This is a genomic window from Psychrobacter immobilis (assembly GCF_904846175.1).
Classification (GTDB): domain Bacteria; phylum Pseudomonadota; class Gammaproteobacteria; order Pseudomonadales; family Moraxellaceae; genus Psychrobacter; species Psychrobacter immobilis_E.
In genome coordinates this window covers 1-21340 of sequence record NZ_CAJGZM010000015.1, presented here as the reverse complement: position 1 = coordinate 21340, position 21340 = coordinate 1, and the positions used below count along the sequence as shown (strand labels likewise).

The window sequence follows — 21340 nt, the reverse complement described above, 5'->3', positions numbered from 1 at the left end:
TTATGCGATGTTATACATTTCTCGTTTATGATTTTTATACGCTATTTTCTTTGCATAAAAAATTCATATTTACATAGCTATTTTATAAATGCTTGGTTTTTATAACATTGCTTACAACACTGATTATCGCACTTAAATCACTATGTCAGTTAATCATAGCATTGAGTAAATATAGTAAATAACCCTGCTATGTAACAGTTTGGCATTTGTATTCTGCGGTATTTTCTTTTAAGGTGAACAAAATCTTGCGCGCATGCTTTAATAGCTGCCCACAAGCACAAGAATTTAGTATCATTTCAACCCTTTTATCATCAATTTGATTGCCATTTTTACTTTTTATAGGATTACCTGCCATGTCTGCCTTAGCCAATTTACAACAGCACTTAAACCGTTTTTGGGCGCTGCCACACCATGAAGATGCTGCCTTAAATACCAAATTAAAAGAAGTGCAAGCATGGCAACAAGCGCGTATCAAACGTACCCATAGCACGCTATTTGAACAACCAAAAAACAAACCGATGGCAGATTATTTTTTAACGCAACTATATGGTGGTGATGAATTTAAAGTATTGGCAGAGCAATTAGGACGTATCCTTCCTAAAGCCAAAAAATTAGAGCGCCTTGCCAAAGAAGCTTCTTTAGAAGCGGGCAGCATGGGCATTCAAGCGTCTATCTTGGCGATTGAGCTTGATTTACATTTAGCCGAGTGGTTGGTTGCTCAAGATTTAGCGATTAATGAAGAGAATATGCTCGCCGCTTACCGCGCTGTCGATGAGGCCAATGAGCGCCGTGTGCAGATTAACAATCTAAAAGAGGTCTGCTATCGTACCGATAAAGATTTGAACTCGTTTATGCTCAAAAAAGCCTTTGGTCTCGCGAAAGGCACGGCTTATCGCCATAACTTCCAACCGCTTTACGACTTTATCGATTCAGGCTTTAAAGCGATGAAACCACTAAAAAGTGTCAGCAGCTTTATTGAACCGTTTTGTGAGCGTGAGCTTGAGATTATTGACGAAGTTCATGACCAGGTTCATGACAATGATAATGGCGGTAAGCCAACAACGTTTGGTGTATGATAGGGTAAATAATGCCCATGGCTAGCGGCGCTGTATAGTGATTCAATGATGCTTAAACAGCGCTCAAATACGCCATTATAAAAACCAATAATAGGATAATCGTATGACAGATCATTCAAATAACAATACTGAAACTCATGCTACTTCTCATGCTCATTTGCAAGATAAATTGATCAAAGATAGTATCGCCAATAATCAAAACATCACTGCTCAAGTAAAAGCGCGTCAAGACCAAGGCTCTAGTGCGACGCTTAATGCAAACGCCGCAGTCGATAACAATAATAATGACTTTACTCAAGTGCAAGACTTACCAACTGGAACCCCACAAGGTCAACAAACGACTATGCCAAACACGATAAATAACAGCGCCAACCCTACTTCTGCGCAAGCACATACTGCCAAGCAAACGCTATTTAACCAGCGTGATGACATCAATAATCCGCATACGCCTGATACCGATGGCAATGAGGAAACGCATTTTGGCTATAAGACGGTCAACAAAGCGGAAAAACAAGCGCGCGTTGCTGATGTCTTTACCTCAGTTGCCAAAAAATACGACATTATGAATGACTTAATGTCATTTGGTATTCATCGCTTATGGAAGCGTTATGCGATTAGCTTATCAGGTGTACGCGCCGGTCAGCATGTGCTTGATATCGCTGGTGGTACGGGTGATTTGGCAAAAGTATTCAGCCGTGAAGTTGGTCGCAACGGTAAAGTCGTGTTATCAGATATCAATGCGGCGATGTTAGAAGTTGGTCGTGAGCGCTTAATTAATGCTGGCTGTAACAACGTCGATTTTGTCTTAGCAAACGCTGAAACATTAGCGCCATTTGATGATAATAGCTTTGATCTACTAACTATCAGCTTTGGTCTGCGTAATGTTACGGACAAAGATGCTGCTTTAAAATCTATGTACCGCGTGCTAAAGCCAGGCGGTCGTTTATTAATTTTGGAATTCTCAAAACCTGTGTTTGAGCCATTATCAAAAGCTTATGATTTGTATTCGTTTACTGCTTTGCCAATTATGGGCAAGCTGATTGCTAATGATGCAGAAAGCTATCAATACTTGGCGGAATCGATTCGTATGCATCCTGATCAGCAGACGCTGAAGCAAATGATGCAACAAGCAGGCTTTGAAAATTGTGATTATCATAACTTGACAGCTGGTATCGTCGCTGTCCATCGTGGTTTTAAAGCATAATTTTTAGAAAAGAATAGTTTTAGAGATTAGTTTTAAAAGCTGTTTATACAAACAAGCTTATTCATAATGTAAGAACGTTTGCCACTAGGCAGGCGTTTAATCATCGTCATAACAGCCAATATGTAAATATGCGCCACGCTTATGGCGCTCAACCAAACATGCGAGAGCCTTATGCTGACTGTCTTACTTTTGGCGGGTGCCGAAAAGCTGATTAATATCGCCATTGCTAGCGATGAGATTACCAAAGCTGGTCTGGCACCACTTGCGGGTAAAGTGCTGCGTTTAAATATGGGCACGCCTGAAGTGAATTTGGACGTGTTATTTACCGAGGAGCGTATGCGCTTTGAGCCGGTCATGACTGAGAGTGTGTTTGAGCCAAGCGGCAATATGAATGAACGCCAAAAGGCTAGCCTAGAGCGTTCGCGTCTTGGTCATAGTCGTCCAGATTGCATTATTAGCGTTGATAATCCTGCGCAGCTGCTCAACCTGATGCGCGGCACAGAGGGTAATTTACCTATCGCTGGTGACTACAAAGTACTGATGCAGCTGAAACAGCTGGTCGCAGGTTTTGACCCTGATGTCGCCGGACAGCTTGAGCCTTTTATTGGTAAGCCGATGGCCAGTCAACTGCATCTGCTCATCTCGCAGCTAAAAGGCAGCTGGCGCCATAACGCCAAACGCGCTTTTAACGATGTCAGCGACTGGGCCAATGACGTAGCGGGTAATGTTGCTCCTGACCCGATGGAAGCCGCCGAAGTCAATGATCTAAAGCAGCAGTTATTAAAACTACGTGCTGACATTGAGCGTGAAGAAGCTAAGCTTGCGGCTATCAAAGATGAACAAGCACGTTTAAGCAATAATAGATAATAATAAGTAGATGCTACAATTTTTTAAACGCTTGCTATAAATAAAAATAGTTATTAATAAATATAGCATCCAGCCTACTTTCGACTTTTTAGAGTAACTATATCTCATGCTACTATCTCATCGCGCCCGTTTACTTGATCTTTGGCGTATTGCCGCCGCTTATCGTATTGATACCCATCTTTCTGTCGAAGAAGCGCCGCAGCTGCAACCTTTAGCGCGTTTAATTCGCTTGCATCCAGCTGCTTGGGGTAAAAAACATCAGCCCAATGCCATTAAGTATGCGCTTGAAGACATGGGTACGCTGTTCTTAAAGCTTGGACAACTGCTTTCGACGCGACGCGATTTAGTACCGCCTGAGATTATCGAGCAATTAGTACAGCTACAAGATAAGGTCAAACCTTTCGACCCCGACGTTGCCATTGCCCAAATTCAAGACCCGAAACATGGTCTTGGTCAATCTATTGCGACTTTGTTTGCGCGTTTTGACGTCAAACCGCTAGCGGCGGCTTCTATTGCCCAAGTGCATACGGCGGCTCTACATGATGGTCGTGAAGTGGTGGTAAAGGTGGTTCGCCCCGATATTCGCATCACCATCGTTGCAGACTTTGAACTACTGCGTGAGCTTGCCAATTGGGCATCGGCGCGTATCGAAGCAGCACGTGCCATACATATCGTCGATATTGTCGAAGATTATCGCCAAGTCATGCTCAATGAATTGGATTTGACGTTAGAGGCAGACAATACCACCCAGATGCGCAATAACTTTTTGGGCTCAGAACTGATGTACGTGCCTGAAGTCTATGATGCGGCCAAAAACGTCATGGTTATGGAGCGCATTCAAGGCGTTCCTATCTCGCAGGTTGCAGTCTTTGATAAGCTGGGTTATGACCGTGCGACACTGGCAGAAAAAGGCTTAACGATATTTTTCACCCAAGTATTTCGCGATAACTTTTTTCATGCCGATATGCATCCGGGTAATGTCTTTGTAGAGACGCCACCGGTTAAAACCCTCACTACAGATATGACAGCGGTTGACTTGGGTCATGAGCCACGCTATATCGGGCTTGATTGTGCCATCATGGGTACATTGTCAAAAGACGACCAGCTTATCGTCGCGCGCATGCTGTTGGCGGTGATGAATAATAACTTCACGGCGATGGTTGATATCGTCAGCCGTGCTGGATGGATACCGCCTAATACCGATAAGCATGCCTTGATGCGCGATATGAAACGCACTGTCGGTCCGATGCTGCAAAAATCTATTAACGATATCGACTTTGCTGGTGTCCTGATGCAAATTTTAGATATTGCTCGCCGCCACCATATGAGTATTCCGCCGCAATTAATGCTACTACTTAAAACCTTGGTTCATGTCGAAGGACTAGGTCGCGATTTATATCCTGACCTTGATATCTGGTCGCTCGCCAAGCCTATTTTAAGTAGCTGGATTAAAGAGCAGCTCGATCCGATGCGTAATTTGCAACACTTACGCCAGCAGTTGCCAGAGATTTTATTATCAACCACTGATATACCTAAGCTGCTAGATCAAGGTTTACAAAGCCTTGCATCACAGGGATCGCGTCAAGACAGCCAACTGCGCGAGATCCAAAAAATTCGCGCCGACATGCTCAATGACCGCCGCCGTGATTGGCTAGCACTTTCGGGTTTTGCCGTATTTATTGCCATTGCGACACAAGTCGGTTGGTTTGCGCCTATCTTTTATCTGTTAGCTATCGTTGTCGTTATTTGGCGGGTTTTAGCTTAGATTGCTGATTTTTTAATGGCAATGAATATCTTTTAATATTTATCAAAAAACCTAAATTTAATAAGCTCTAATTTCTTTTAATTTTCCTTTAACGACAATTAAAATGAATTAGAGCTTAACTTTTTATCTTATTTGATATCTCTTTTATTGATTAAAAACATGTCTTATATGGAGAATTTATCTATGTCGACCATATCATCTTTATCGCCTTCTCAGCCTCATGGTTCAGTAAAACCAAATCATAGTGACGCTATTGCCGCTTTGCAAACACGCTTTGGTAAGCAACTTAGCCTTAATCAAACCATACGTGAGCAGCATGGTCATACCATGACGTGGCTTCCCAACCAGCCACCCGACGCGGTATTGACAGTACAGGATAAACACGAGGTTGCTGCGGCCGTTGAGATTTGCAATCAGTATCAAATGCCAGTCATTGCCTTTGGTATTGGCTCGTCTTTAGAGGGTCAATTAAACGCGCCCTATGGCGGATTATCTATTGATATGCATGCCATGGATGCGATATTACAGGTTAATAATGAAGACCTGACGGTAACCGTACAACCCGGCGTCACACGTGAGCAGCTCAATCATTATTTGCGCGATACAGGATTGTTCTTTCCCATAGACCCTGGCGCCAATGCCAGTATCGGCGGCATGGTCGCTACTCGTGCGTCCGGCACTAATGCTGTCCGCTATGGCACGATGAAAGATGTGGTACTTGCGCTTGAAGTGGTGACCGCGAGTGGTGATATTGTCCGCACCGGCACGCGTGCCAAAAAGTCTGCTGCTGGTTACGATTTGACGCGATTGATGATCGGTTCAGAAGGTACGCTTGGTATCGTCACCGAAGTCACGCTCAAACTATTTGGTATTAGCGAGTGTATAGGTAGCGGTATTTGCCACTTCCCAACGATTGAAGATGCCTGTCAGGCAGTGATGCTGACCATTCAAATGTGCTTGCCAATTGCTCGTATCGAGCTGCTCGACACGATGCAAATTAAAGCGTGTAACCTATATGACAACCTCAATTTGACTGAAACGCCTACCTTATTTGTAGAATTCCATGGCACAGAAGCCAGCGTCGCTGAACAAGCGCAAATCTTTACTGATATCATCGAAGAATTCGGCGGTACGGATTTTGCTTGGGACACCAATGAAGCCGAGCGCAAACGTCTGTGGCAAGCACGGCATAACGCTTATCATGCCAGCTCCGCTCTCAGACCTGAAGCCAGTGCTTTATCCACTGATGCCTGCGTGCCCATTTCACGCTTAGCAGAATGCGTCAGTGAGACAGCAAAAGACATCGAAGCTTCTGGTATGATTGGACCTATCGTCGGTCATGTAGGTGATGGTAACTTTCATGTTTTATTATTGGTCGATACCGATAACCCTGAAGAAGTCGCCACAGCCGACGGTATTATCAGCCGCCTTGCATCGCGTGCAATTGAGATGGATGGCACCTGTACTGGTGAGCATGGTATTGGACAAGGCAAGCAAGAATATATGCAGCAAGAGCACGGTAATGCTTTGGTGATGATGCAAGCGATTAAATCAGCACTTGATCCAAAAAATATTTTAAATCCAGGAAAAATATGGCCTGAGACTTCTTTAAACATTAACAATGTTCAGTAATAGAAAGCTTTATAGCAATAAAAAATCGTACTCACGCTTAAAATAAAAATGCGCCTGCCTTTAATTTTTTAATTAAACGTAGACGCATTTTTTATGTTTGCTATGTTAGTTTTTAACACTATAACATCTGATCAATCGCCATCTGGGTCAATACACGACCACGTGCAGTACGCAGCACATAACCTTGTTGAATCAAGTACGGCTCAATCACGTCCTCAAGCGTACCTCTATCTTCAGCCATCGCTGCCGCTACTGCTTCAACACCTGCAGGACCACCATCAAAACGCTCATGCAATATCTCAATATAACGTCTATCCAAGTGATCCAGACCACGTCTATCAACTGCCAACATATCTAGCGCACTGCCCGCAATCGCTCCATTGATACTACCATCACCTCTCACTTCAGCATAATCGCGCACACGGCGTAATAAACGATTGGCAATCCTTGGCGTACCACGCGCACGGCGAGCAATTTCCACCGCGCCATCTTCACTCATCGGTACACGCATCAAGCGTGCGGCACGGCTAACAATAGTTGTCAGGTCAGCAATATTATAAAACTCTAGCCGCTGCACGATACCAAAACGATCACGTAATGGCGAAGTCAGCAGTCCTGCTCGCGTGGTTGCCGCAACCAAGGTAAAGGGCGGTAAATCAAGCTTGATAGAACGCGCCGCTGGCCCTTCACCAATCATAATATCGAGCTGAAAATCTTCCATCGCTGGATACAGTATCTCTTCAATGACCGAACTCAAGCGATGAATTTCATCGATAAAGAGTACATCACCCTCTTCTAGATTGGTCAACATCGCTGCCAAATCACCTGGGCGCTCAAGCACAGGCCCTGAGGTAGAACGCAGGTTACCACCCATCTCACGAGCAATGATATTGGCAAGGGTGGTTTTACCCAAGCCTGGTGGGCCAAAAATCAGCGTATGGTCTAATGCCTCGCCCCGACCGCGTGCTGCACCAATAAAGACTTCCATCTGCTCACGTACCGCTGGCTGACCAATATATTCAGCCAATAATGCCGGTCGAATATTAGAATCAGGCGCATCACCATCGCCTTCGAGCGGATTAATCAAACGATCTTGCATCATAGGTTTTATCATTATATTTAAATCATTATTTTAAAAGATTAAGTAATAAATAGCATAACCAAACGCCACGCATAAGTCATGCGAAACATCATTAAGCACCGCCTAAAACGAAAATAAGCGACATCTAATGTCGCTTATTTTTATTCACTTTTTAATCACTGCTTTGTTATAAAAATACCGTTACTTAAAACTTTGAAACTGCTGCAGGGTAGCTTTTAACAAGCTCTGTGTATCTGCAAACGTATCGCCATTACTCTTAGCAGCTTTAATGGCTTGCTGCGCTTCTCTTTCTTTATAGCCCAAGCTAATCAACGCACCTTCCACCTCAGCGACGATACTGCCTTCGACAGAAACGGGCGCAGGCTGAATCGCAAATTCTGAATTACTGTTATCAACTTCGATATTTTTCAGCTTGTCTTTAAGCTCAATCAATAAACGCTGCGCCGTTTTTTTACCAATGCCTGGGATACGCGTCAATGCAGTTTCTGACTCTTGCTCGACATGCATCTTTAGCTCAGCAGCTGACATCGCCGATAACATCGCCAGCGCCATTTTTGCGCCAACGCCATTAATCTTAATCAACTGGCGAAAGACATCACGCTCTTTACGATCGATAAAGCCATAAAGCAGCTGCGCATCTTCACGCACATGAAAGTGCGTCCAAATGCTCGCCTGCTCGTTGAGACGCAACTGGCAAAATGACGGTAGCGGTAGCTCTATATCGTAGCCCACACCAGAGGTGGTCATGACACAGGCAGTCGGTGCCATCAAATACTGCACCTGTCCGCTAATCAATCCTATCATCATCCACCACCTTTTATAGAAACTAAATATAAAACATAAATATAGAAACTACTTATAGAACCTGCGATAAAAATAAGCGGCTCTACTATCATTAAATAAGCATATCCTGCCGACAAGCTTATTTATAAAAATCGACCATATCTTCAAGACTGATTGGGCGAATCTTGTGTGCTTGACCTGCTGAACCAAAAGCCTCAAAGCGATTGGTACAGATATCTGACATCGCTACCATAGAAGCTTTAAAGTATTTACGTGGATCAAATTCACTTGGGTTTTCTGTAAGGAATTTACGGATTGCGCCCGTCGATGCCAAACGTAAATCGGTATCGATATTTACCTTACGTACGCCATGCTTAATCGCTTCAACGATTTGCTCAACCGGCACACCATAAGTCTCACCGATGTTACCACCGTTTTCATTGATGACTTTGAGCCATTCTTGCGGCACTGATGATGAGCCATGCATGACCAGATGGGTGTTAGGAATACGAGCATGAATCTCTTTTACGCGCTCAATTGATAAGATATCACCTGTCGGTGGACGCGTGAATTTATAAGCACCATGACTGGTACCGATAGCAATGGCCAACGCATCAACATTGGTATCTTTAACGAACTGCTCAGCTTCATCAGCACTGGTCAATAGCTGCTCGTGGTCTAATACACCCTCTGCGCCAGAACCATCTTCTTCGCCTGCCATACCGGTCTCAAGACTACCCAAACAACCAATTTCGCCTTCTACAGAGACGCCACACGCGTGTGCCATTTTGACCACTTCGCGAGTTACGCTAGCATTATAGTCATAGTCCATGGGCGTTTTACCATCTTCACCGAGCGAGCCGTCCATCATCACTGATGAGAAGCCAAGCTGAATTGAGCGCTGGCAGATAGCAGGTGACATACCATGATCTTGATGCATCACTACTGGAATATGTGGCCACTCTTCGATAGCGGCAATAATCAGATGACGTAAAAACGCGGATCCTGCATAACTACGTGCACCCGCACTGGCTTGAACGATGACAGGTGAGTCACAGGCGTCGGCTGCCATCATGATGGCACGCATCTGCTCTAAGTTATTGACGTTAAAGGCAGGGACACCATAGCTGTGTTCAGCGGCATGATCCAAAAGTTGACGTAAAGATATTAAGGCCATAAGACGCTCTCTGATTAGATTTTAAAATAAATGCTTGTAAATGATAGAGGGTAGCAATTGCCCTATAATCGCTGTCACACTATATTAAGGATAGTTGCGACGTCATAGAACGAGCAATAAAAATGCAGGATTTTTGCTAGTATTCATCACACGCTGATTATAGCAAATTTTGCCCATGCTTCGTAGCGGTTGCGCGACTATTTCTTGAGCTGATTGATTTAACTGTTTAGGCTTACCGCTTATTCATGCTGCTTAACTTTTTGCCTAGTAAAATAAAAAGTAAAGCTTTTATAACATTTGATAGGACAGAAAAAACAAATCGAAAAGAATGCTATAAATGATGAATTTATAAAATGCAAAAAGCCTTGGTCATCACCAAAGCTTTTTTAGTATTTTGAGGGATTATAAAATAGCTATTAATTAAAGCGCTATTAATGCAAGTTAGTTATTAAAGTAATATAACTGCTTAGCAATTAATTAGTACTGCTGCTCTGCTTCTACTGCGTTTTCACTGGCTTTATCTTCAACAGCAGATGCGCCATCGGCAACCACTCCAGCAGTATTGGCAACGGCTTCATTTGCGCCTACTACAACCGCTTCACCCGTGTTTTCTAGCGCAGTCGTAGCATTAGCACCGGCTGTTTCAGCATTATCTGCAATGTCAGCACCAACATTTTGTGCAGCGACTTCAGCGTCAGCAGCAGCAGCTTCGGTTTTAGCAGCAGCTTCTTCAGTATTGGCCGCAGTGTCTTCAGCAGCAGAATCAGCAGCAGCAGCCGTTTTATCTTGTGTTTCTTGGCTACATGCAGTGATTGCAAAAGTACCAGCAAGTACGCTAGCAAGTAACAAATGGCGTTTTAACATAATAAACCTCTCGTAAATAAAGCATGTCAAATACATGATTTGCGCTATTTTATAGAGTGCAAATTAGACATGCAATAACAATTTTCAGTATAGAAACAAATAATTACTACTTAATAATAATCAATGACAATTCCTGCTTATCGTACTTAAAACAATAAGATAAGAATAGTAGCCACGATATTATCGTTACAGCCTACCTTAGATATTGGGGCTAGGTTGTACGGCTAATGTTACTCATCTACTAAGTATCGTTAAGGAGTTACTCACTAATCTGTAGAGCAGCGACGGCGGGCAAAACTTTACCTTCTACAAATTCTAAGAACGCCCCGCCACCCGTTGACATGTAGCTGACCCCATCAGCCACTTGATATTTATCAATAGCTGCTAAGGTATCACCGCCGCCAGCAATCGAGAAGCCTTGGCTGTCTTTAACTGCATTTGCCACGATTTGCGTACCTTGACCAAAAGCATCGACTTCAAAAACGCCGACTGGACCATTCCATAAGATGGTTTTTGCGTTGATGATGGCATCAGCCAGTTGTTTAGCACTCTCTGGGGCGATATCTAATATCATGTCAGTGTCGCCAATCGCATCGACAGACTTGATGGTTGCTGCAGCTTGCTGTAATGAACCCGTGAAGTCCGAAAAATCAATATCGTTTTTATCAGCGACAACAACGTATTCTGGCAATAAAATCTCAGTTTTACTCATAATATCACGAGCAGTCTCAACCAAGTCTGCTTCATATAAAGAAGCGCCAACGCTATGCCCTTTTGCAGCCAAGAAAGTATTGGCAATACCGCCACCAACGATAATTTGTGAACATACTTCAGCCAAGCTATGTAGTACTTCTAGTTTAGTCGATACTTTCGAGCCACCAACGATTGCCAACATCGGCTGTGCTGGGGTTTCTAGCGCTAAACTCAATGCATCAAGCTCAGCCGCCAATAAAGGTCCAGCGCAAGCTGTTTTTCCCGCTTGATGCATGGCTTGAGTAACGCCTTCTGTTGATGCTTGCGCACGGTGGGCGGTGCCAAATGCATCCATCACGAATACATCGCATAAATCAGCGTATTTCTGCGCCAAATCCGCATCGTTTTTCTTCTCACCTTTGTTAAAGCGCACGTTTTCCAGCAGTACTACCTCACCTGCCTTGATCGCCACACCTTGAGTAAGATAGTCGTTACTTAGGCTAACGGGCTTTGATAATTGCGCGGCCAATTTATCGCTCAAATAGTCAGCGACTGGGGCTAGCGAGTAGATCGACTCAGGGCTGCCTTCAGTTGGACGACCAAGGTGTGAGCAAACAATCACCGCCGCGCCTTTTTCTAGCGCCATTTTAATGGTAGGCAAACTGGCTTGCAGGCGAGCATCACTGGTGACTTTACCGTCTTTAATAGGCACATTTAAGTCTTCACGAATCAAGACCACTTTATCCGTTAAACTCAGCTCACTCATACGCAAAAAATTCATTACCTGCTCCTATGCATCATCTATGGTTAATCTACCGTGTGGCTTTTTACGAATTGCTGAAAAATATCTATCAAATTGTCTAATCGGTTGTTTTTATGCATGGTTTTATAAAAAGTGACCAAGCAAGAATTTGAGGCGGTGTATTCTAGCAGTTTTCTAGCAGATGCTCATAACGAAGCTGATATAAATTTTGCTTAAAAGATTATTGCTAAAGAAACTTGCGGGCTTTCAATAAAAATCAGTAACATTTCGTGGTGGTACTCAGTCGTTAGCCTGTTTATGATGGAATGAGCTTTTATGATAAAAACAAACCTTTATAAAAAAGTCGCTAGTGCTAATAAACTGCTAGTCATATTAAATGACCCCAACAATAAAAATAACCTATTAGGAGAATACAATGAGTATTGACTTTAAAGCTGCTAAACAAGAACTACTAAAGCTCAAAGAAGAATATGAAACCCGTATCAATAAAATCGAAGACCATATTCAAAACCCGCAAGATGACCTCAATGAGCATTGGGAAGATCAAGCCATCTCTTATCGTCAAAACGATATGCGCACAAATTTAATGGGCGAAGCCCGTCAAAGCTTAATGTACGTCGAAAACGCGCTAAGCCGCATTGAAAACGGCACTTATGGTGAATGCGAAGTCTGCGGCGAGAAAATTGAAGCGCAACGCTTAAAAGCATTACCTTACGCCACGCTTTGCATGGACCATGCTGAATAACCCTCAATCGCTACTATTAAAATAGCCTTTTATCTAGCAGGCGCATACCAAGCATCAAGCGCCTGCTGCCATTGCTGACAACGAGCGGCAATTTGATGCACAGGCAAGTCCATAACATCCCCAACGACTGCCACATAAGCAATTGGCAAACCTGAAAATTCAGTAATATTCTCTGGGCTCAAGCCGCCAATCACACAAATATCAATCCCTTGCTGACAGCCATCAATAAGCTGCTGTCGTGAGATAACATTGGCGTTCGGTTTGGTATTCGAGGCAAAAATCGCCCCCATCGCGGCATAACTTGCACCCTCTTTTTTGGCTTCTGTGACTAAATCCACATCGCCATGACAAGTGCGACCAATAGTCTGTTCAGGTTTTAAATGACATTTGGCATCATCAATATCACCATCTTGCTGACCTAAATGCACCCCAACACCAAGCTTTTTGGCAAGCTCAATGTCATCATTGATGACAACTGGGACATGATGGCTTTTTGCCAAGCTCACTATTTGCGCCGCTTCATTATAGAGCTCTGCTGCGCCATTTGCCGATTGTAAGGTTTTTTTACGGCGGATTTGTAATAGCGCTATTAATCCTGTCGCTAATGCGGCTTCTAATTTAGGATATAAAACCGCAAACTCATCGTCATTGGTGAGTAAGTATAGTTTTGGAGCTGGTTTGGCAGTCGATGCTTGAATCATATGATTTTTCCTAAATTCGACACAATAAAAAGGCTGTTATATTGCATAACAGCCTTTTTGATAAATACTAAAGCAGTAAGCTTACACTGTACGGCGAGTCGCCAAGCTGTTTAGAATGTTCTTAGCATCACCCCAGCGCGTTGCTGAACTGTTCGCGCCTAAAATCACAATAATCGCAGGACGATTATTAACACGTGTTTCCATCACCACACAACGACCAGCTTCATTGATAAAGCCTGTCTTTGAGATACCAATTGGGTAGCTGCCATCACGCACTAGGCTGCTCGTGTTATTGGCTTTATAAGTACGGTTGCCGCTTGAAGCGTTAGAGACGTAAAAGTCATAGCTTTTGGTAGTCGAAAAACGACGAATAACATCGTAGTTACCCGCAGCACGAACCATTTTGACCAAATCATTTGACGAAGCAACGTTACGCTTATCAAGACCCGTTGGATCACCGAAAAAGGCAGTGCTCATGCCCAAGTCTTGGGCTTTACGGTTCATGGCACGTATAAAAGCGCTATAACCGCCTGGATAATTACGCGATAGACTTTTTGCGGCTGGGTTTTCTGATTTCATCAATGCCATTAGCAGCATCTCAGCACGGTTTAGACGGTCGCCTGACTTTAGGTTTGAGCTGGCACGTTTAGGACCGACGAAATCTTCTGGCTCAAGAGTAAGCTCTTCACGCATGTCAAGACCAGCATCCAACACTACCATCGCCGTCATGACTTTGGTGATACTGGCCATTGGACGAGCAATATCAGCATCCTTTTCGTAGATAGATTCGCCCGTTTCCGCATCGATAACCGCGACACTGCGCGAATCGGTACTGATTGGAATCATACTGCTGCTACCAAAACTGCCACGATAGCTAGTATTATAATTATTGGTAGTATTGTTAAAGCTATTATTACTACTGCCAAAACTATTGGTATTGGTAATATTAGTGGTACCAAAGCCGCTATCTACTTTCTTTATCGTAGAGCCGCTATTACTATTATTGGCTTTGTACATGATACTGCGAGCTTCAGACAGGTTGTCGGCACCGCCCCAGCTCACACGAGCATTAGACTCTGAACCAGAACTACCATTAATCGTAAGTGCGGCTTGTGCGACACTGCCCAAACTCAAAGAAATCATAGCAGCGATTAATTGCTGTTTGGTTAATGGTAGTTGCTTCATTATGCCTCCTGCTGTCGCGCTGCCATTAGTTAGTAAATCAGTTACATACTAACTAACTGCAACCACGTACGTAGCGTTTGTGGATGTGTTTGTAGATACTCACATAGAGTTTTTGTATTTTTAGTGTATCATGGTTTGCATTTAAGTTTAATCTACTAAATCAATTAGATGTCATTTTTTAGCCACATTCAAATTTTACTACATTTACTTTATACTACAGCAATATTTATTAACATTGGCGCAATATAGCATTACACTTAAGCTTATAAGTGCTTAATTGCAAAGTTAATATTAAAATATGAGGCTTAATATGAGTGCCTTTGTTAGCTGATAGTTAGCTGATACATTTATAGTAATTAATATAACGGCTAATATAAGAACTAACTAAAATTATCCAAATAACTTAAGATTAGTAGTGCACCCTTTATTCTGACCGATAGAAAAGAGTATAACGATGATTCGAGTATTAGTAGTAGATGATCATGATTTGGTGCGGATGGGTATCAGCCGTATGCTGGCAGACAGTGCCGATATCGAAGTGGTCGGCGAAGCAGATAGCGGTGATATGGCGATTAAACTGGCCAAGCAGCTGCGTCCTGATGTGATATTGCTAGACGTTAATATGCCAAATATTGGCGGGCTCGAAGCCACCAAACGCTTGGTTCAGCTAGATATGGGTTTTAAGATATTGGCGGTCAGCAGTATGTCAGCGCAGCCTTATCCTTCCATGCTTATCAAAGCCGGCGTCAATGGTTATATTACCAAAGGTACGCCGCTTGATGAGATGATACGCGCGGTGAAAAAAATCTATCAAGGTGGGCGTTATTTTAGCCAAGACGTCGCTGAACAACTGGCTGATGTACTACTATCTGATAATGCTAAATCGCCTTTTGACTTATTAAGTGACCGAGAAAAACAAGTCGCTATGATGGTAGTCAACTGCCAAAGTCCGCAGCAAATCGCTGATCAGTTGTTTGTCAGTGTTAAAACCATCAATACCTATCGCTATCGCATTTATGAAAAAGTGAATGTTGATAGTGATGTGAAACTGACACATTTGGCGATTCGCCATGGGCTTATTCAACCGTAAGTCAATCAGCACATTAAGCATTTCTGCTTTCATTACGGCCAACTTATAAAGGCTTTAAAGTCAGTAAAAACCTTAACGCTTATCAAACATTAAAGCCTATGAAACCGCTAAAGCAGATGCAAACTGAAAATCTTAATAAATCTAAAAACTCTGCTACTAGCTTTGTAGCCGCTATTACAGATTATTTACAGCGCGATGATACCTTGCCGTTGCCGCAGCTGCGCAGATTGGGTTTAATATATAGTAGCTACCGCTTTGTCGTCAGCCTGTTTTCTATGCTGATGGTCTATATCACAGCTCGTGCTAGCGATGGCACCTCATTACCAAGCTTTTTACAGCAAACTGCGCTCAGCTTTTATGTATTATTAAGTTTAATTCTGCTTGGTTTATTTTATGTGGTGACCAAGCATTTACGGCGACAGCTGGCTTTTGGCTTAGTGGTAGATGTCATTATTTTAAGCTTACTGCTTTATACTGCTGGTGCGCCTGATTTGCAGTTGACCATGCTATATATGGTGGTGGTTGCCGCCAGCTTTATGCTCCTGCATAGCTCGCAAGCGCTTATTATTACCCTACTTGCGATTATCTTTGTTATCTATCAGCAGTTTTTTTATGCTATCGCTAATAGCATGAATTTGACAAATTTAGGCGATGCCCTGCTCATGTCTGCCAGCTTTTTAGCAGTGGGTGGTTTAAGTTGGACAATCTCGCAGCGCTTGGTACAGGTTGAGAAAGTAGCCGCCAGCCATGCCAAAGAAGTCGAACGCCTTAACGTGATTAATCAAGAAGTCATTGCACAAATGGCCAATGGGGTCATCGTTATTGATGCTAAGCAGGTGGTTTTAGCCAATCTTGCTGCCTATCAACTGCTTAGCATTTCAAACTCTTCTCTACAAGCAATAACAGAGGCTATTAATACAAACGATAGGTTAAACAGCTCGCCAAGCGATATCGCAAATAATGGCTCGAGCAAAAATGATGACCACACCTTACCTGACTTTCAGCAGCAGGTACGCGAACAGCACCTACAGCTATTTGATGCCTGTTTATCCGTAGAAACTGGGCAGTCTCGCACTTTTATCTATGAATTACCAGCCGTTGCCAATGTTTCCGTCGTTGGCAAGCTGCGTGTTGAAATCATCCCGTTAAAAGATGAGAGCAAGCTTATCATATTAGAAGATTTACGCCGTGAACAAGCCAGTGCCCAGCAATTAAAACTGGCATCATTAGGACAGCTTACCGCCAGCATTGCGCATGAAATAAGGAATCCTTTAGCCGCAATCTCCCAAGCCAGTCAGTTATTAATAGAAGATATTGAAGAAAGCCAAATAACACATGACGATACAAGCGCAACTGACGAGATGGCTGGCAACCATGAACTTTATAAAATAATATTCATGCAAACAAAACGCGTCAATCGCATTATTGAAGATGTCTTAAAGCTGTCTCGTCAGCAGACCGCCAACCAGAAAATGATTGTCCTTGCTGATTGGATGCCAGTATTTTTAGCTAACTATTTTCAAGGTCACGATGTTTTTTTACACATCAAGACGCAGCCGACCATCTCATTTGACACTCACCAGTTAGAGCAGATTCTTATTAATTTGATTAATAATGGTTTACGTCATAGTAGCTATGCTCACCCTCATGCTGTTGTGGAAATCGAGATTTATTGTGCTGACAACGATGTTATAATTGACATATTAGATGATGGTGCCGGCGTTAATACGGCGGATTTAAGCCACTTATTTAATCCATTTTTTACTACTGATAAAGCTGGCACAGGTTTGGGATTGTATTTATCGCAAGCATTTTGTGAGGCCAATCACGCACGCCTGCTTTATATTCCGGAACATAAAAAAACCTGCTTTCGATTGATTGCCCCCGCCATTCATAATGAAGCGATTAATAACTGAGATAAAGCGCTTACTGAATAATTACGCATACCTATGAATGCCATAAGCGCTAATATTGACAATTAATAAGACTCGTTAAGATTATTTTTTGATACCCTGTATTACTTGAAGACAATGAGATGATGTATGACCACAACAGCACTAGTCGTTGATGACGAAGTAGATTTATGCCGCTTGATGCAAATCACCTTGACCAAGATGGGCATCAAAAGTGATGTGGCCTATACTTTGTCGCAAGCCAAAGCCTATTGGCAAGAAAACGACTATGACTTTTGTTTAACCGATTTAAAATTACCTGATGGTTCAGGGTTAGAGTTGGTTAAGCATATTAGCACCAGCTCAACTACGCCCATTGCGGTGATTACGGCACACGGTAGTATGGATTTGGCGATTGAGGCGTTAAAGCTAGGCGCTTTTGATTTCGTTAATAAACCGCTTGAGCTGCCGCGTTTGCGTCAATTGGTTGAAAGCGCTCTCAAGGTTATTCACCAAGATAATGCCGCCAAATTGACACCAGAGCGTTCACCTGAGCAGCAGATGCTCGATAGCCGCTTGATCGGCGACTCAGCCGTCATGCACCCGCTAAAAAATACCATTTTAAAATTGGCGCGCTCACAAGCGCCGGTTTTTTTATCGGGTGCATCAGGGACAGGCAAAGAAGTGGTTGCGCGCTTGATTCATGATTTGAGCCCGCGCCGAGATGGCAGCTTTGTGCCGGTCAACTGCGGAGCGATTCCGTCTGAGCTGATGGAGTCGGAGTTTTTTGGTCATAAAAAGGGCAGCTTTACCGGCGCTGTTGCCGATAAACAAGGATTGTTTCAACAAGCTAATGGTGGCACGCTATTTTTGGATGAAGTCGCCGACTTACCACTAGCGATGCAAGTTAAATTACTGCGCGCTATTCAAGAGAAAACCGTACGAGCAATCGGTGATACCAAAGAACTACCGGTCGATATTCGCATCTTGTCGGCAACCCATAAGGATTTGAATCAGCTGGTTCAAGCGGGCAATTTTCGCCAAGATTTGTATTACCGCATCAATGTCATTGAGCTTAAACTACCAACGCTAAACGCGCGGCGTGATGATATTCCTGTATTAGCCAAGCACTTTTTGACACTCATCGCCGATGAATGGCAACTGGATTCGCCGCCTTCACTGACTGAGGCTGCTTGCGCCCGCCTGCAACATCATGACTTTGCCGGTAATGTTCGCGAGTTGCGTAACGTCCTTGAGCGCGCGATAACCTTAGCGGAAACGTCGACTATCGATGCCAGTCATTTAGGTCTACCTGATTTAGACGATCATGAAGAAATGGTAACCTCTGCCAGTCAAAATATTAGCGCTAATAAAGCGACATTCTCGAACGCTTCTTTTTCAAATCAAAATGAAAGCACAGTAGCGGAATCAATAAAAGATAATTCAATAAAAAGCTACGTAGAGACAGACAGCACGCAACAAACAAAAGCCAATATACATCCTTATCGAACCACGACTCAGCATTATCCTTCAATGAATACAAGCCCAGCGAGCAAGCGCTCAGCAGAAAATGCTGCAAAACTTGCTGATGCTGATAGCTCGGTGGTTAGTAATTTAGAGGATACTTTAGACAATAAAGCTGATGAGCAAGAAAGTATAATTAAGCCAGTGGATACAGAAAATATGACCGCTGGTCAATTACCCGCTCAAGGATTAGAGCATTATCTGCAAGAGCAGGAAAGACGGCTTATCATTACAGCTCTTAAGCAGACAAACTGGAATAAGACCCAAGCTGCTGAATTATTAGGTACGACTTTCCGTTCGTTACGCTATCGCATGAGCAAGCTAGAGATTGCTGAAGATCAATCTGAAACATAAATATAGAGTAGGTTAAAGCTCAGGCTTAATTTAAACTCTACTGCAATCAAAGTTTATCTTTGGCAGTTGGTTTTTCAATCACATGATCGATGACCGTATTGTTTTGAGTGACTTTCTTTTTGATAGCTTTATTCTTAATAGCTTTATTCTTAATAGCTTCGTTCTTAATAGACTTATCTTGCTTAGTATTGCTTTCTGTCTGTGCCTTACGGACAAAGCGAATACCCGACGGCAGTGCCTGCTGCCTGAGTAAATCAAGCGCCTGTTGCTCCCATGTACTCTGATTACCCAATAAAGTCACATCAGGCGCTACCCCAACTCCATCTATTTTTTTACCTAGCGCGGTCATATAATTGGCAACCGTCAGTTTGACCGCTTGCTCGTCATTGAGCGGTATGACTGACTGTACTGAGCCCTTGCCGTAACTGACTTCGCCCAAGATAGTAGCGCGCTTTTGCGCTTGCAAGCTGCTAGCTAATACCTCGGCGGCGGATGCTGAATATCGATTTTGCAAAACTACCACGGGCAACGCTTCTAATAATGCTGCGCCTTGCGTCGATAGCGTGCGCGAATCACTTTGGCGACCTTTTACTTGTACCACATCGGTATCAGTCATAAACAAACTGGCAACGCTTACAGCCGACGCCAATACGCCACCTGGATTATCACGCATATCTAATAATACTCCAGTGATAGGCGCATCTAATTCAATCAAACTTTGCAGTAATTTCTCGCGGCTATTGTTTTGAAAGGCGGGCAATCTAATAATTGCAATACCGTCAACTAGCCGAGTTTCAATAATTTGCGGATGATTGTTATTGCGCTGTAAAGTCGTGCTGTGTTTACGTCGACCTGCTTTTGATGTCACCACATCCACTTGCGTGCCAGCAATTCCTGTCAGTAGTTGCTCGATATCATTATTTTCTTCCTCTTCACCAAGCTTAAACTCATCCACTTGATGCAAATAATCCCCAACGGCAATGCCCTTTTTATCAGCAGGTGAGCCATCTATCACCTCAGTAATCACCCAATAACCCTCTTTTGGCTGATACTGAACTTTAATACCGATATCACCGACATCGCCTTCGGTAAAAGCACGTAAGTTTTCGTAAGCCTCTGCATCCAAAAACTCAGCATGGCTATCAAGCTTGGTCAACATACCACTCATGGCATTGTTAAATAACTCTTCATCCTTTACCGCGTCAACATATTCACGGCGCACCAAATCAACGACGGCAACAAAGGTTTTTAAGGTTTCAGGAGAAATGGCATTTAATGACACCTGAGCAACTTCTGCTGGAATGTCTGTATTTATAACATTGGATTCACCATTTAAAGCACTTTCATCAGCCACAGCATCTATTGAGTCATCGACTTGGTCAGCAGATTCCAACATATCGGCAATATCTGACAAATCATCTGCACCATCGTCAAGTGGTACATCATCTGTATTTAGACTGATTAATTGCAAACTTGCGGTAGGGTTCTTGCCCTTATTATTTATTTTCCCATTATTGTTAGTAGCCGCTTGCGCAGACATGTTCACAACGCTTAAACCCAATAAGCCTGTGAGAATAGCTGGCTTTAATAACTGCGAACTCATAAATTTAAAGCTAAGAGAGAATTTAAAGCTAAGAGAGTTAGAACTCATCAATAATGTCGTCATTGGATTGTACAATCTTTTAAACATCAATAAGGATAAGGAGCTAATAGGACACATAAAGGAAATCACTCAAAAAAAATTGGTTTGGTTATTATTTTTATCACTTTGTTAGAAGTATCACGTTATTATATGGCCTAGATTCAAATAAGAAGTGCAACGTTTTAAAAGAATGAGTTGAAGAGTAAGATGTGCCGTGTTGCATTTCAAACTTCAACTCCTACATATCAGAACGTTATGAAACACTATACACATCTTACCCA

18 protein-coding genes are annotated in these 21340 nt (G+C 43.0%); 9 read left to right on the top strand and 9 right to left on the bottom strand.

The genetic code is table 11. From position 1 onward, the window contains the following. Nucleotides 1-187 precede the first annotated feature (187 nt). The gene (locus tag JMW39_RS12660) at nt 188-355 is read right to left on the bottom strand and encodes a hypothetical protein (RefSeq protein ID WP_201547066.1); all 168 of its coding nucleotides are present in this window, start codon (nt 353-355) and stop codon (nt 188-190) included. On the opposite strand from JMW39_RS12660, the gene JMW39_RS12655 reads away from it, so the two are divergent. The 5 genes from JMW39_RS12655 (at nt 354) to JMW39_RS12635 (ending at nt 6544) form a co-directional block, all read left to right on the top strand. Beyond that, nucleotides 354-1076 carry an FFLEELY motif protein gene (locus tag JMW39_RS12655; protein ID WP_201547065.1) on the top strand — a complete coding sequence of 241 codons (723 nt, stop codon included), beginning with the start codon at nt 354-356 and terminating at the stop codon, nt 1074-1076. The two genes, JMW39_RS12660 and JMW39_RS12655, sit on opposite strands and share 2 nt — an antisense overlap. Before the next feature lie 103 nt (nt 1077-1179). Further along, nucleotides 1180-2280 (top strand): bifunctional demethylmenaquinone methyltransferase/2-methoxy-6-polyprenyl-1,4-benzoquinol methylase UbiE, encoded by a 1101-nt coding sequence (ubiE, locus tag JMW39_RS12650; RefSeq protein WP_201547064.1) that lies wholly within the window; start codon nt 1180-1182, stop codon nt 2278-2280. Nucleotides 2281-2451: 171 nt separating this feature from the next. After that, nucleotides 2452-3147, top strand: coding sequence for an SCP2 domain-containing protein (locus tag JMW39_RS12645; RefSeq protein WP_201547063.1), 696 nt, complete (start codon nt 2452-2454; stop codon nt 3145-3147). Nucleotides 3148-3253: 106 nt separating this feature from the next. Then, entirely contained in the window at nt 3254-4912 is a 1659-nt protein-coding gene (locus tag JMW39_RS12640) for an ABC1 kinase family protein (protein WP_201547062.1), read from the top strand. 183 nt (nt 4913-5095) lie between these two features. After that, a complete protein-coding gene (locus JMW39_RS12635; RefSeq protein ID WP_201547061.1) occupies nt 5096-6544 on the top strand; it encodes an FAD-binding oxidoreductase in 1449 nt (482 codons plus the stop codon). Between the two features lie 118 nt (nt 6545-6662). Here JMW39_RS12635 and ruvB read toward each other — a convergent pair whose 3' ends face one another. The 5 genes from ruvB to JMW39_RS12610 all read right to left on the bottom strand — a co-directional run bounded on the left by ruvB (nt 6663) and on the right by JMW39_RS12610 (nt 11944). Further along, nucleotides 6663-7643 carry a Holliday junction branch migration DNA helicase RuvB gene (gene ruvB, locus JMW39_RS12630; RefSeq protein ID WP_149489571.1) on the bottom strand — a complete coding sequence of 327 codons (981 nt, stop codon included), beginning with the start codon at nt 7641-7643 and terminating at the stop codon, nt 6663-6665. Nucleotides 7644-7826: 183 nt separating this feature from the next. Continuing rightward, nucleotides 7827-8450: a Holliday junction branch migration protein RuvA gene (ruvA, locus tag JMW39_RS12625; protein ID WP_201547059.1), complete on the bottom strand. Its 624-nt coding sequence runs from the start codon at nt 8448-8450 to the stop codon at nt 7827-7829. Between the two features lie 118 nt (nt 8451-8568). Beyond that, nucleotides 8569-9606: a class II fructose-bisphosphate aldolase gene (gene fba / locus JMW39_RS12620; RefSeq protein ID WP_201547057.1), complete on the bottom strand. Its 1038-nt coding sequence runs from the start codon at nt 9604-9606 to the stop codon at nt 8569-8571. Nucleotides 9607-10083: 477 nt separating this feature from the next. Further along, nucleotides 10084-10470 (bottom strand): hypothetical protein, encoded by a 387-nt coding sequence (locus JMW39_RS12615; protein WP_149488976.1) that lies wholly within the window; start codon nt 10468-10470, stop codon nt 10084-10086. A gap of 259 nt (nt 10471-10729) precedes the next feature. Then, nucleotides 10730-11944, bottom strand: coding sequence for a phosphoglycerate kinase (locus tag JMW39_RS12610; protein WP_201547055.1), 1215 nt, complete (start codon nt 11942-11944; stop codon nt 10730-10732). 397 nt (nt 11945-12341) lie between these two features. On the opposite strand from JMW39_RS12610, the gene JMW39_RS12605 reads away from it, so the two are divergent. Further along, nucleotides 12342-12671: a TraR/DksA family transcriptional regulator gene (locus JMW39_RS12605; protein ID WP_201547053.1), complete on the top strand. Its 330-nt coding sequence runs from the start codon at nt 12342-12344 to the stop codon at nt 12669-12671. 29 nt (nt 12672-12700) lie between these two features. On the opposite strand, the gene JMW39_RS12600 is transcribed toward JMW39_RS12605, so the two are convergent. Together JMW39_RS12600 and JMW39_RS12595 are read right to left on the bottom strand one after the other, a co-directional pair. Next, entirely contained in the window at nt 12701-13372 is a 672-nt protein-coding gene (locus JMW39_RS12600) for a thiamine phosphate synthase (RefSeq protein ID WP_201547051.1), read from the bottom strand. Between the two features lie 81 nt (nt 13373-13453). Beyond that, the gene (locus JMW39_RS12595) at nt 13454-14557 is read right to left on the bottom strand and encodes a serine hydrolase (protein ID WP_201547049.1); all 1104 of its coding nucleotides are present in this window, start codon (nt 14555-14557) and stop codon (nt 13454-13456) included. A gap of 454 nt (nt 14558-15011) precedes the next feature. On the opposite strand from JMW39_RS12595, the gene JMW39_RS12590 reads away from it, so the two are divergent. The 3 genes from JMW39_RS12590 to JMW39_RS12580 all read left to right on the top strand — a co-directional run bounded on the left by JMW39_RS12590 (nt 15012) and on the right by JMW39_RS12580 (nt 19417). Then, nucleotides 15012-15647 (top strand): response regulator, encoded by a 636-nt coding sequence (locus JMW39_RS12590; RefSeq protein WP_201547047.1) that lies wholly within the window; start codon nt 15012-15014, stop codon nt 15645-15647. A 98-nt stretch (nt 15648-15745) separates the two neighbouring features. After that, a complete protein-coding gene (locus JMW39_RS12585; protein ID WP_227679521.1) occupies nt 15746-17563 on the top strand; it encodes a sensor histidine kinase in 1818 nt (605 codons plus the stop codon). A 126-nt stretch (nt 17564-17689) separates the two neighbouring features. After that, entirely contained in the window at nt 17690-19417 is a 1728-nt protein-coding gene (locus tag JMW39_RS12580; RefSeq protein ID WP_201547045.1) for a sigma 54-interacting transcriptional regulator, read from the top strand. Between the two features lie 46 nt (nt 19418-19463). Here the strand turns inward: JMW39_RS12580 and JMW39_RS12575 are convergent, their stop codons facing one another. Further along, nucleotides 19464-21020 carry a S41 family peptidase gene (locus tag JMW39_RS12575; protein WP_227679520.1) on the bottom strand — a complete coding sequence of 519 codons (1557 nt, stop codon included), beginning with the start codon at nt 21018-21020 and terminating at the stop codon, nt 19464-19466. Nucleotides 21021-21340 lie beyond the last annotated feature (320 nt).